The sequence below is a fragment of the Kitasatospora sp. NPDC058184 genome (assembly GCF_042883725.1).
GTDB lineage: Bacteria > Actinomycetota > Actinomycetes > Streptomycetales > Streptomycetaceae > Kitasatospora.
On the sequence record NZ_JBHVVE010000029.1, the window covers coordinates 41,642 to 54,220 of the forward strand.

Sequence of the window (12,579 nt, forward strand, 5' to 3'; positions counted from 1 at the left end):
CAACACCCGGTCCGCGCCAGGCGTTCGGCGTCCGGCCCTTCGGCGTCAGCCGCCAGGCATCAGGCGCCAGAGACCAGCCGTCAGGCACCAGCCGTCAGGCACCAGACACCAGCCGTCAGGCGTTCGGCGCGACCCTGGCGAGGCCGTTGATCACACGGTCCATCGCGTCGCCGCCCTGCGGGTCGGTGAGGTTGGCGAGCAGCTTGAGGGTGAAGCGCATCAGCATCGGGTGGGTGAGGCCGCGCTGGGTGGCGATCTGCATCACCTTGGGGTTGCCGATGAGCTTCACGAAGGCGCGGCCCAGCGTGTAGTAGCCGCCGTACACGTCCTTGAGGATGCGCGGGTAGGCCTGGAGGGCGCGCTCGCGGCCGCCGTCGGTGACCCGGGCGAGGGCCTGCACGATGACCCCGGCGGCGATCTGCCCGGATTCCATCGCGTAGGCGATGCCCTCGCCGTTGAACGGGTTGACCATGCCGCCCGCGTCGCCGACGAGCAGCAGGCCGCGGGTGTAGTGCGGCTGCCGGTTGAAGGCCATCGGCAGCGCGGCGCCGCGGATCGGCTCGGTCATGTTCTCGGGGGTGTAGCCCCACTCCTCCGGCATGTTGGCGCACCAGGCCTTGAGCACCTCGCGCCAGTCCAGCTCACCGAACGCCGGCGAGGAGTTGAGGATGCCGAGGCCCACGTTGGAGGTGCCGTCGCCCATGCCGAAGACCCAGCCGTACCCGGGCAGCAGCTTGCGGTCGCCGTCGCGGGTGTCCCACAGCTCCAGCCAGGACTCCAGGTAGTCGTCGTCGTGGCGCGGCGAGGTGAAGTAGGTGCGGTAGGCGACGCCCATCGGGCGGTCCTCGCGCCGGTGCAGGCCCATGGCGAGTGAGAGCCGGGTGGAGTTGCCGTCGGCGGCGACCACCAGCGGGGCCCGGAAGGTGACCGGCCGCTTCTCGTCGCCGAGCTTGGCGGTGACGCCGACGATCCGGCCGGTGCGCTCGTCCAGGACCGGCCCGCTGACGTTGCAGCGCTCGTAGAGCCGCGCGCCCGCCTTCTCGGCCTGACGGGCCAGCAGCTCGTCGAAGTCGGCACGCTTGCGCACCAGGCCGTAGTCGGGGAAGGAGGACAGCTCGGGCCAGTCCAGCTCCAGCCGGACGCCGCCGCCGATGATGCGCAGGCCCTTGTTGTGCAGCCAGCCGTTCTCGGTGGAGACGTCGATGCCCATGTCCACCAGTTGCTTGGTGGCGCGCGGGGTCAGGCCGTCGCCGCACACCTTCTCGCGCGGGAAGGCGGTCTTCTCCAGCAGCAGCACGTCCAGCCCGGCCTGGGCCAGGTAGTACGCGGTGGTGGCGCCGGCCGGGCCCGCGCCGACCACGATGACGTCGGCCGTGCTCTCGACGGGGCTGTCCGGCTTCGTCAGATCGGCTGCGGTCTCGGACACGTGGACACACTCCTGGAACTGCGGCGGGGGACGGCGGCTTTGTCTCCGGCAGTCTAGTTCCGCTCACGCCACCGGATGCTCCCCCGCCCCCGACCTCCGGCTCCGCCCGTCAGCCCCGACCGCCAGCCCCGACCGCCCCGACCACCAACCCGAGCCGAGCAGCCGGGCGGCCGAGCGACCGGGGCGCGGGCCCACCGAGCCCGCCGAGCCCCGAGCCCGCCGAACCCGGCTACGCGATCTTGTACGCCCGGTGCAGCGCGACGATCCCGCCGGTCAGGTTCCGCCAGGCGACCTTCGACCAGCCGTTGTCCTGGAGCTTGGCGGCCAGCCCCGGCTGGTCCGGCCAGGCCCGGATGGACTCGGCGAGGTAGACGTACGCCTCCGGGTTGCTGCTGACGGCGGTCGCCACCGGCGGCAGCGCGCGCATCAGGTACTCGGTGTAGACCGTCCGGAACGGCGTCCAGGTCGGGGTGGAGAACTCGCAGATCACCAGCTTGCCGCCGGGCTTGGTGACCCGCTGCATCTCGCGCAGCGCCTCGTCGGTGTCCTGGACGTTGCGCAGCGCGAAGGAGATCGTCACCGAGTCGAAGGTGTCGTCCGCGAACGGCAGCCGGGTGGCGTCGCCGGCGGTGAGCGCCAGCTCGGGGTGGCGGCCCTTGCCCTCGGTGAGCATGCCGACCGAGAAGTCGCACGGGACGACCTTCGCCCCGGCCTCGGCGAAGGGCAGCGAGGAGGTGCCGGTGCCGGCCCCGAGGTCGAGCACGAGGTCCCCCGGCCCGGCGGCCACCGCCTCGGCCACCGCCCGGCGCCAGGCGCGGGCCTGGCCGAGGGAGAGCACGTCGTTGGTGCGGTCGTACTTGGCCGCGACGTCGTCGAACATGGCGGCGACTTCGTGCGGCTGCTTGTCCAGAGAGGCTCGGGTCACGCCCCCCATTGTTCACCCTCGCACGGACACCCCGACCAACGGGGCCGCGCCCACGGACCTCACCGGCCGCCCCCCACGGTCCTCACCGGCCGGGCCGTACCCGCACGCCCCCGTCAGTGCTGGGCGCGCCGCCCGCCCGCTCGGCGCCGCCGCCGGGACCGCTTGCCGTGGGTTATCGCGGGCATCCCGTCCGCGAGCGCCCCCGCCGCCAGCGCGAGGTTGGCGGCCAGCGCCCCCTGCCCGCTGCGGACCGCGAGGGCCTTGTGGTGCCGACGGATGCGCAGCACGCAGATCACGAAGAACACGAGGGCCACCGGCACGCTGAACCGGGCCAGGCCCACGCCGACCGGCTGCGGGTAGGTGTCGCCGCAGATCCGTACCGCGCCCGGGTCGTCGGCGGCGTGCTCCAGGCAGACCGCGTCGCCGACCTTGGCGCTGTCCGAGAGCGGCAGCGCGGCCGCGGTGTGCGGCTCCCCGTCGGCCCGGTAGCTGACGGCGCTGTAGGTGCCGCCACCGGTCGGGAGCTGGGTGACGACTCCTTCGACTCTCACCGGGTGCGCCTCGATCCGGTCGGCCTGGTCGGCCTGGCGCCAACCCAGCAGGCACATGCCGACGGCCAGCACTGCGCTGAGCACGGCGGCGAGGTACCAACCACGGCCCATCCGCGGGGTGCGCGGCGGGGGAACGGTCGCGGTTCGCATGGTTCCTGTCCTGGCTTGCCTTCGGGGCCGGGGACACGGCCCCGCCACCCGCGGGCGCGGGCGGTGGTGTGGTGAGGGTACGGAGTGGGTGAGCTGTCCGGGATCGTATCCGCTGGCGGGCCCTCAGGTCACGATGAAGGGACAATCACTCTCCGGTACCGGCCCCGGAGTTCGGGTGCACACGAAGGAAGTCCCGTGCGCCACAAGGAAATCCGGCTACTGACGAGTACGTCACACCCGCCGTGACGCCCGTCTCAGCGTCGGCGGTACACCAACCGCCCGCCCAGCACCGTGGCCAGGCACCCGCCCGCCACCGGTTGCGCGCCCCCGTCCCCCGCGACCGCGGCCGTCGCGAACACCGCGAAGTCCGCCCGGCCCCCGACCGCCACCCGCCCGTACACGGCCTCGGCGAACGGCAGGACGGCCAGCGGGTCCAACGGCCGCGCGCCACCGTCCTGCGGCCCGCTGCCCTCCGGCCCGCCGTCCTGCGGCCCGCCGCCCACCCCGCCGGACGACACAGCGGACGACACGGCGGAACCGGGCAGCCCCACGACCCCCGACCGCGCCACCGCCGTCCGCACCGAGGCCCGCTCGAAGGGCCCGGCCACCGCCGTCACCCCGTACCCGAGCATCCGCTGCAGCCCCCGCCGGGCGCTGGCCCCGCACCGCGCCTCGTCGGTGGACCCGGCCAGCCCGTCCGCCACCGGTTCGACGCCGACCTCCTCCCGCGGATCCGGGTGGTACGCGCGTTCCAACAGCCAGTGCCCGTACGGATTGCGCAGCCCGGGGGCGAGCACGGCCGCCCCCCAGTCCCGCACCCGCGCGCCCGGGTACCCGGCCGCCAGCTCCCCGTACGGCCCGACCGCCTCGACCAGCTCGCCACGCACCACCACCGCCCCGTCGGCGATGGACGGGGCGGTGGGATCGGCCGGGTCGGGCAGCACGAACGCCGCCCGGTGCAGAGTCAGCACAACAGCGCCTTCGACTTCGACAACAACGGCAACGGCAACAGCGCCGACGCCGGCACCGCCATCAGCGGCACCGGCACCGGCACCGGCACCGGCACGACAAGAAGGGAGGAGGAACGAGGACTCAGTTGTCCAGGATCTTCAGCTCGGGGTGCGCGGTGCCGCCCTCGATCGCCGTGGAGGCGATGTGCGAGGCGACCCGCGGGTCGACCGGGTCGTTGGCCGGGTCGTCCAGCACCCGCAGGTGCTCGTACGTGGTCGAGCGCTGCGCCGGGACGCGGTCGGCGGCCCGGATGAGGTGGATCAGCTCGGTGAGGTTGGAGCGGTGCTTGGCGCCCGCCGCCGAGACGACGTTCTCCTCCAGCATCACGGACCCGAGGTCGTCCGCACCGTAGTGCAGCGACAGCTGGCCGGCCTCCTTGCCGGTGGTGAGCCAGGAGCCCTGGATGTGGGCGACGTTGTCGAGGAACAGGCGGGCGATCGCGATCATCCGCAGGTACTCGAAGACGGTGGCCTGGGTCGAGCCCTTCAGGTGGTTGTTCTGCGGCTGGTAGGTGTACGGGATGAAGGCCCGGAAGCCGCCGGTGCGGTCCTGCACGTCGCGGATCATCCGCAGGTGCTCGATCCGCTCGGCGTTGGTCTCGCCGGTGCCCATCAGCATGGTGGAGGTGGACTCCACGCCGAGGCCGTGGGCGATCTCCATGATCTCCAGCCAGCGCTCGCCGGACTCCTTCAGCGGGGCGATCGCCTTGCGCGGCCGCTCCGGCAGCAGCTCGGCGCCGGCGCCGGCGAAGGAGTCCAGGCCCGCCTTGTGGATCCGGGTGATGGCCTCCTCGACGGAGACGCCCGAGATCCGCGCCATGTGCTCGACCTCGGAGGCGCCCAGCGAGTGGATCACCAGCTGCGGGAAGTCGGCCTTGATCGCCGAGAACGCGCGCTCGTAGTACTCCACGCCGTAGTCCGGGTGGTGGCCGCCCTGGAACATGATCTGGGTGCCGCCCAGCTCGACCGTCTCGGCGCAGCGGCGCAGGATCTCGTCGAGCTCGCGGGACCAGCCCTTGTCGCTCTTCGGCGGCACGTAGAAGGCGCAGAACTTGCACGCCGTCACGCAGACGTTGGTGTAGTTGATGTTGCGCTCGATGATGTACGTCGCGATGTGCTCGGTACCCGCGTAGCGGCGGCGGCGCACCGCGTCGGCGGCGGAGCCGAGCGCGTGCAGCGGCGCGGAGCGGTAGAGCTCCAGCGCCTCCTCCGGGGTGATCCGGCCGCCGGCGGCGGCCCGGTCGAGCACGGCCTTCAGGTCGGTGCTGGACGCATCGAGGGTGGTCGCTGCGAGCTCGGTCACCTGGCGGCCTTCTCTCTCTCAAGTGCTACTCGGGTACGGCCGAACCAGCCTACGCCAGCACATTCCGCCGCCCGCGTCAGCCCGCTGAACAGCGCGCGGAGCACCCCGGAGCACCCCGGACCCCGACCACACCGGACCGCCCCGGACCGCGACCACGCCTCAGCCGTTCGCCCTGCGCATCGTGCCCGCCGGGTTCCCGGCCGGCGGGTCGGCGGAGGTGAACCGGACCGTCCCGTCGGACTGGAGGGTGAGCGTCTCCGCGTTGGAGCCGCCGGTGCAGGCGCCGGGGATCGAGGAGCGGACCAGCCGGGACTGGAACACCAGCGCGGTGGCGGAGGCCGACCTGAGCGTCCAGGCGCCCTCGCAACTGATCGAGATCAGCCCGGAGGCCGCGTTGCGGCTGGTGGTGCTCTCCTGACCGATCGCCGCCGGACGGACGGTGAGCGTGGTGGTCCCGGCGGGCAGCCCCTTGTCGGTGACCATGTCCCCGCTCCAGGTGCCCAGGAAGGCGGCGGGCACCACGCTCGGCCCGCCCGTCCCGGGTGGCACCGCGCCCGGGGCGGACGACGTCGCGCTCCCCGGAGCACCGGGGGCCGACGCCACCCCGGAGCCGAAGGCCCCGCTCGGCAGGACGGCCTGGCTCGGATCGACCGACACCTCCGGCAGCGGCCCCACCGTCGGCGACGGCCCCGAGGCCGCCGGTTCGGCCCGGTGCAGCCACTCGTACAGCCCGTACCCGCCGCCCCCGAGCACCGCGAGCGCCGCCACGGCCGCCGCGACCGCCACCCCGGTCCGGACCCGCCGCGGCCGCGCCCCCGCCGGCTCGTCCCAGACACCCGAGCACAGCGGCTGCCGATCCCCCTCGCCCTCCGGCCCGCCCCCGGATGCGACGGTCGGAGTCCGCACCACCCCGGAAGCACCCGCCTCCGGAGCCGGCTCCCCCGAAGCCCCCGGAATCCCCTCCGGGTCCGAGTCCGGGTCCAAGTCGAGGTCCAGGTCCAGCAGCCCCACCGCACTGCGCCCCACCCCCGCCGCCAGCTCCGCCGGCAGCCAGCCGCCGTGCGACAGCCGGGTGGCGGCCGTGCCGTCCGGGTCCAGCCGGTCGTGGAGCTGCCGCGGAGTGGGGCGGGCGGCCGGGTCCTTGGCCAGGCAGGCGAGGACGGTCCCCCGCAGCGGCTCGGGCAGTCCGGCCACGTCCGGTTCCTCGTGCAGCACCCGGTAGAGCAGCACGGCCGCGCTGACCCCCTCTCCGAAGGGGTGCACGCCGGTCCCGGCGAAGGCGAGGACGGCGCCGAGCGAGAAGACGTCCCCGGCCGGCCCGACCGCCTGCCCGTTCGCCTGCTCGGGTGACATGAAGCCGGGCGAACCGACCACGTAACCGGAACGGGTGAGACCGCCGGCGGCGTCCAGTGCCCGGGCGATCCCGAAGTCGATCAGCCGGGGCCCGTCCAGGGTGAGCAGCACGTTGGAGGGTTTGACGTCCCGGTGCACCAGGCCGAGCCCGTGGACGTGGGCCAGCGCCCCGGTGAGTCCGACGCCGAGCGAGCGCACGGCCGGCTCGGGCAGCGGCCCGTACGTCCGGACGGCCTCGCCGAGCGCGGGGCCCGCCACGTAGCCGGTGGCGACCCAGGGCTGCCCGCCCTCGGTGTCGGCGTCCAGGACCGGCGCGGTCCACGCGCCGCCGACCCGCCGGGCGGCGGCCACCTCCTGCCGGAACCGGGCGCGGAACTCGGCGTCGTCCGCGAGTTCCGACCGCACCACCTTGACGGCGACGGTGCGCCCGCCGGCCGTCCGGCCGAGGTAGACCCGGCCCATCCCGCCCGCGCCGAGCCGCCGCAGCAGCCGGTAGCCGCCCACCTGGCGCGGATCGTCCGACTCCAGTGCCCGCATCCCCGTACGCTCCCTCGCCCGCTCGGCCACGCGCGCCGCCGACCGCCGACCGCCGGGGGCCGAGCGGCCACCCGGCCGGCCGACCGACCGTCAGCCGGACGCGCCTCGGGTGCAGACCGTACCGGGCCCGGCCGGGCCCCGCCCGGCCCGCGGACCGGAACGGGGCCAGGAGCCGGACCGCGCGCCCCCGGGGGCCGTCGTCACACTCCCGTCGCCCCGCGGGCGGGGGCGAGGACGGGCCCTACGACCCCAGCGGCAGCGCCGCCGGCTCCAGCAGCCGCACCGCGACGTCCGGGGCGAACCCGCTGTCGTGCGCGACCCGCCGGGCGAACTCCGTGACCCCGGCCAGCTGCCGCTCGCCGAGCGAGAAGTCGAGCGCCTCGCTGAAGTACCGCTCCAGCACGTCCGCCCCGATGGTCTCCCAGCGGGCGGCCTGCTCGGCGACCTTGGTGGCCTCCACCAGCGACAGGTCGCGGGACTCCAGGAAGGCCCGGTGCACCGCGGCGGTCATCTCCGGGGCGCGCTCGGCGAACTCGCGCCGCACCGCCCAGACCGCGAAGACGAAGGGCAGTCCGGTCCACTCCTTCCACATCTCGCCGAGGTCGTGGACGGTCAGCCCGAGGTCGGCGGCCTGCCCGAGGTAGGCGCGCAGGGCCGGGTCGCCGATCAGGACGGCGGCGTCGGCCTCGGCGAGCATGGAGCCGAGGTCCGGCGGGCAGCTGAAGTAGTCCGGGCGCACGCCCTCGCGCTCCTCCAGGAGCAGCCGGGCGAGCCGTACGGAGGTGCGGCTGGTGGAGCCGAGGGCGACCCGGCGGCCGTCGAGGTCGGCGAGCGGCACCTTGCTCACGATCAGGCAGGACATCACCGGGCCGTCGCTGCCGACCGCGATGTCCGGCAGGACGAGCAGGTCGTCCGCGTTGCGCAGGTACTCCACGCAGGTGATGGGGCCGATGTCCAGGGCGCCGTCGACGAGCTGGTCGCTCAGCTTCTCCGGGGTGTCCTTGGTGAGATCCAGATCGAGCAGGTTGCCGGTCCTGGCGAGCCCCCAGTAGAGGGGGACGCAGTTCAGGAACTGGATGTGGCCGACCCGCGGCCTGACCGGGGTGTCCTGCCGGGGCTCCCGCGTCCGCGCGTCCGGTGTTCGTGCTTCCGGTGCTGCCACTGCGCCGCTCCCTTGCTGTTCGTGCCTCCCCGCAGCGTATGCCTGCTGTCGGCGGTGGCTCGCACCGGCCACCCGACACGCCTTCACGCGCCGCCGGCGGGCCTTTCCGCGCCCGCCCCCACCCTGACGAACGGCCTGACGCACACCCTCCCGACCGGCCGACGGCCACCCGGCAACCGACCCGGCGAACACCCGCAACAGCCTTGCGCCCGGCCCCTGTGAGCGCCTCAGGACCGCCCTACGACACGCGCCTTCCACGCCGTAAGTGACCTCTGGTCGTCACAGCGGCCGCATGCTAGCGTTGCCCTCAGTTGCAGTTTGATTCCCCTTGCAGTACTTGAAGCCTGCGGAGCATGTAACCGCAGGCTTTTTGTAGTTTTTCAGCAATATCGAAAAATTTCGGACACGTCCGGAGGCAGGGCGATCAGCGCAGCGGACCGGGTGCCACACGGTGTGGCCCCCGACACGCCTCGCAAGGAGAACGGCATGGCCACGGGAACCGTCAAGTGGTTCAACGCTGAGAAGGGCTTCGGCTTCATCGCCCAGGAGGGCGGCGGCCCGGACGTCTTCGTCCACTACTCCGCCATCAACGCGAACGGCTTCCGTTCGCTGGAGGAGAACCAGGCGGTCACCTTCGACGTCACCCAGGGCCCGAAGGGCCCGCAGGCGGAGAACGTCACCGCTGTCTGACCATCCTCTGATGATCTGATCGCTCGTGGACCCCGACGGGTCCGCCGGCGGCTCCCGACAGCCGCCACCATGAGCACAAGAGCAGTACCCAAGGGGGCCCGCCCGTCCGGCGGGCCCCCTGCCTTTTCGAACGCCTTCCGGCCGAACTCCACTCGAACGTCACTCGAACGTCGAACGGGTGGTTCGGGCCGGGAAGTTCGGGTGCGGAGAAAAGGAATGCGGAAAGGGCCCTCCCCCGTCACCGGGAGAGGGCCCTTTCCGTCCGGTCGATCGGACGTCCCCTCTGGCGTCCGATCGGGCATTCGGCCTCCGGCTGAGCGGCCGGACCGGAGGCCGAACGAGCCTCAGGCCGCGGCCGTGGCCGCTCCGCCCTGGGCGGCGACGACGGCCGGCTTGGCGTCCTCCTCGTACAGGTCCCCGGACGGGTTGTTGTACGCGGCGACGTCCAGGATCTTCTCCCGGGCGGCGACCACGATCGGCACGACGACCTGGCCGGCGACGTTGGTCGCGGTGCGCATCATGTCCAGGATCGGGTCGATGGCGAGCAGCAGGCCGACGCCCTCCAGCGGCAGGCCCAGGGTGGACAGGGTCAGCGTCAGCATGATGATCGCGCCGGTGAGGCCCGCGGTGGCGGCCGAGCCGACCACCGAGACGAAGGCGATCAGGATGTAGTCCTTGATGCCCAGCTCGATGTTGAAGACCTGGGCGACGAAGATCGCGGCGACGGCCGGGTAGATCGAGGCGCAGCCGTCCATCTTGGTGGTGGCGCCGAACGGCACGGAGAAGGACGCGTACTCGCTCGGGACGCCGAGGCGCTCGGTGACGCGGCGGGTGACCGGCAGGGTGCCGACCGAGGAGCGGGAGACGAAGGCCAGCTGGATGGCGGGCCAGGCGCCCTTGAAGAAGTGCAGCGGGTTGAGCCCCGCGGCGAAGCGCAGCACCAGCGAGTAGACGACGAACAGCACCAGCGCGCAGCCGAGGTAGATGTCCAGGGTCAGCGTGGCGAAGGGCTTCAGCAGGTCCCAGCCGTACTTGGCGACGGACTTGCCGATCAGGCCGAGGGTGCCGAGCGGGGAGAGCCGGATGACCCACCACAGGGCGGTCTGGGTCAGCTCCAGCACGGACTCGCTGAGCTTGAGGACCGGCTCGGCCTTGGCGCCGAGCTTGATGATCGCCGCGCCGACCACGACCGCCAGGAAGACGATCTGGAGCACGTTCACCTTGGCGAACGAGTCGACGATGTTGGTCGGGAAGATCCCGGTCAGGAAGTCGATCCAGGTGCCCTTGGAGTCGAGCGCCTTGAGGCCCTCGGTCTTCAGGTTGGTGCCCTCGCCCGGGTTGGTCAGCAGGCCCAGGCCGATGCCGATGCCGACCGAGATCAGCGAGGTGATCATGAACCAGAGCAGCGTGCGGGTGGCCAGGCGGGCCGCGTTGGTGACGTTGCGCAGGTTGGCGACGCTCACCACGATCGCGGTGAACACCAGCGGCGGGACGGCGACCTTGAGCAGCTGGACGAAGATCTTGCCGATCGTCTCCAGGGTGGTGGCCAGCCAGGAGATGTCGGCGGCGCGGGCCAGGTAGCCGAGGCCGACCCCGAGCACGAGGCCGGCGACGATCTGCACCCAGAAGGGCGTCTTGCGGATGCGGGCGAGCACGGACGGCGACGAGGTCGCCTCGGGCGCTGTGGACATGGGGGAGCGTCTCCGGGGGAGGGCGTTGCTGACGGTGAGGTGGGGGCGGAGCAGGCGGCACGGCGCGGGGCCGGACGAAGGGGTCGGCCCCCGATCAGGGGCGTGCCGCCGCGGTACAGCTCGGGGCGGTACAGCGCATGGCGCGGCAACGGCCCATGGCGCGACAACGGCGCGGACTGTCCACAGCACCGGTCAGAGCACACGGGCGGGCGGCGCCGGGCAGCGGGCCCGGGCCGTGCATCCGCAGTGCGTCTGAGGCTGTCATGGCCGATACGTTAGCAGCAAAGGTTTGAGATGTTCAAAGTACTTGTTTGAGGTCACGGAGAGTTCCTGCCCACCCGAACCCCGCCGCGAACCCGCGCTCCGGACACGAACGAAGCTGACGCCCCATCAGGACGGCTCGACGGTCCGATTGACCACTGAAAGGTTATACGTATAACTTTGGCGGCGTCCCCGCCCCTGCCTGCCCACCCGGAGAGGACGCCGATGGGCTACCTCGCCCTGCTCCGTGCCCCGCACGTCACCCGCCTGCTGTTCGGCACCCTGCTCGGCCGCCTGCCCGCCGGCATGACCGCCCTCGTCATCGCCCTCGCGCTGCGCGACGCCGGAGTGGCGTACGGCCGGGTCGGACTGGCCACCTCCTGCTACGCGATCGCCGCCGCCGTCGGCGGGCCGGTGCTCGGCCGGATCATCGACCGCACCGGACAGCCGCGCGTCCTGCTCGCCTCCGCCGTGGTGGCCGGCGGCGGGTACGCGCTGCTCGCCCTCGCCCCCGGCTCCGCGGTCGGCGCGCCGGTCGGGGCCGCGATCGCCGGCCTCGCCATGCCCCCGCTGGAGCCCTGCCTGCGCTCGCTCTGGCCGGACGTGGTCGAGGAGAAGCAGCTCGACACCGCGTACGCCTTCGACTCCGCCTCCCAGCAGATCCTCTACGTGGCCGGCCCGCTGGCCGTCGCCGCCATCTCCGGACTGTTCAGCCCGGTCGCCGCGCTCTGGGTGGCCGCCGGACTCGGACTGGCCGGCGCGCTGATCGTGGCCACCACCGGACCCGCCCGGTCCTGGCGGGCCCCGGCCCGGGAACAGTCCGCCGGACTGCTCGGACCGCTGCGCTCCCCCGGGCTGGTGCTGCTGCTGGTCGGACTGGCCGGGGCCGGCTGGGCCGTCGGCGCGCAGAACGTGCTGTTCATCGCCTACGCCGAGCGGAACGTCGGCGCGCTGCCCGGCGGCGGAGGCACCCTGCTCGCCCTGGCGGCGCTCGGCGGCCTGCTCGGCGCACTCGCCTACGGCGCCGTCAGCTGGCGGCAGACCACGGCCACCCGCACCTGGATGATGGCCCTCGCGATGGCCGCCTCCTACCTGCCGCTGATCGCCCTGCCCGGGCCGTACCCGATGGCCGCGCTGGCCTTCCTCTCCGGGATCATGCTGGCCCCGCTGCTGGCGGCGGCGTTCGTACTGGTCGCCGAACTGGCGCCGACCGGCACCGTCACCGAGGCCTTCGCCTGGCTGGTGACGCTGTTCGCCACCGGCAACTCGCTCGGCTACGCCGTCTCCGGCAAGCTCGCCGAGGACTCGCTGCGCCCGGTGGCCCTGTGCGCGGTGGGCGGCATCGCGCTCGGCGGGCTGCTGCTGTTCGGCGCCCGGCGCTGGTTCCACCCGGCGCCGGTCGCCCCCGCCGAGCAGCCCGTCCCGGTGGGCTGACCCGCCCCCACGAACGACCGCGCCCGCCGGTGGTCTGGCCGGCGGGCGCGGTCTTTGTCCTTCCTGTCCTTCACCTACGGGTGATC

At 73.2% G+C, this 12,579-nt stretch carries 10 protein-coding genes; 2 read left to right on the forward strand and 8 right to left on the reverse strand.

The genetic code is table 11. The features are described from left to right. Window positions 1-115 precede the first annotated feature (115 nt). The 7 genes from ACFVXH_RS36205 to ACFVXH_RS36235 all read right to left on the reverse strand — a co-directional run bounded on the left by ACFVXH_RS36205 (window position 116) and on the right by ACFVXH_RS36235 (window position 8,417). Window positions 116-1,405, reverse strand: a complete 1,290-nt coding sequence (locus ACFVXH_RS36205) for a geranylgeranyl reductase family protein (RefSeq protein ID WP_117491907.1) — start codon at window positions 1,403-1,405, stop codon at window positions 116-118. 250 nt (window positions 1,406-1,655) lie between these two features. Next, window positions 1,656-2,351, reverse strand: a complete 696-nt coding sequence (locus tag ACFVXH_RS36210; RefSeq protein ID WP_049651181.1) for a demethylmenaquinone methyltransferase — start codon at window positions 2,349-2,351, stop codon at window positions 1,656-1,658. A gap of 113 nt (window positions 2,352-2,464) precedes the next feature. Next, window positions 2,465-3,052, reverse strand: a complete 588-nt coding sequence (locus ACFVXH_RS36215; RefSeq protein WP_074005515.1) for a hypothetical protein — start codon at window positions 3,050-3,052, stop codon at window positions 2,465-2,467. Between the two features lie 254 nt (window positions 3,053-3,306). Further along, window positions 3,307-4,023 (reverse strand): hypothetical protein, encoded by a 717-nt coding sequence (locus ACFVXH_RS36220; protein WP_387830385.1) that lies wholly within the window; start codon window positions 4,021-4,023, stop codon window positions 3,307-3,309. A gap of 121 nt (window positions 4,024-4,144) precedes the next feature. Next, window positions 4,145-5,365: a cyclic dehypoxanthinyl futalosine synthase gene (gene mqnC / locus ACFVXH_RS36225; RefSeq protein ID WP_049651178.1), complete on the reverse strand. Its 1,221-nt coding sequence runs from the start codon at window positions 5,363-5,365 to the stop codon at window positions 4,145-4,147. 159 nt (window positions 5,366-5,524) lie between these two features. Then, window positions 5,525-7,255, reverse strand: coding sequence for a protein kinase (locus ACFVXH_RS36230; protein WP_387830389.1), 1,731 nt, complete (start codon window positions 7,253-7,255; stop codon window positions 5,525-5,527). Window positions 7,256-7,496: 241 nt separating this feature from the next. Further along, window positions 7,497-8,417 (reverse strand): menaquinone biosynthetic enzyme MqnA/MqnD family protein, encoded by a 921-nt coding sequence (locus ACFVXH_RS36235; RefSeq protein WP_074005512.1) that lies wholly within the window; start codon window positions 8,415-8,417, stop codon window positions 7,497-7,499. Between the two features lie 486 nt (window positions 8,418-8,903). Between ACFVXH_RS36235 and ACFVXH_RS36240 the strand changes: the two genes are divergently transcribed. Beyond that, window positions 8,904-9,107 carry a cold-shock protein gene (locus ACFVXH_RS36240; protein ID WP_045692393.1) on the forward strand — a complete coding sequence of 68 codons (204 nt, stop codon included), beginning with the start codon at window positions 8,904-8,906 and terminating at the stop codon, window positions 9,105-9,107. Between the two features lie 344 nt (window positions 9,108-9,451). Here ACFVXH_RS36240 and ACFVXH_RS36245 read toward each other — a convergent pair whose 3' ends face one another. Continuing rightward, window positions 9,452-10,798, reverse strand: coding sequence for a dicarboxylate/amino acid:cation symporter (locus ACFVXH_RS36245; protein WP_049655677.1), 1,347 nt, complete (start codon window positions 10,796-10,798; stop codon window positions 9,452-9,454). A 486-nt stretch (window positions 10,799-11,284) separates the two neighbouring features. On the opposite strand from ACFVXH_RS36245, the gene ACFVXH_RS36250 reads away from it, so the two are divergent. After that, the gene (locus tag ACFVXH_RS36250) at window positions 11,285-12,493 is read left to right on the forward strand and encodes an MFS transporter (protein ID WP_387830392.1); all 1,209 of its coding nucleotides are present in this window, start codon (window positions 11,285-11,287) and stop codon (window positions 12,491-12,493) included. Window positions 12,494-12,579 lie beyond the last annotated feature (86 nt).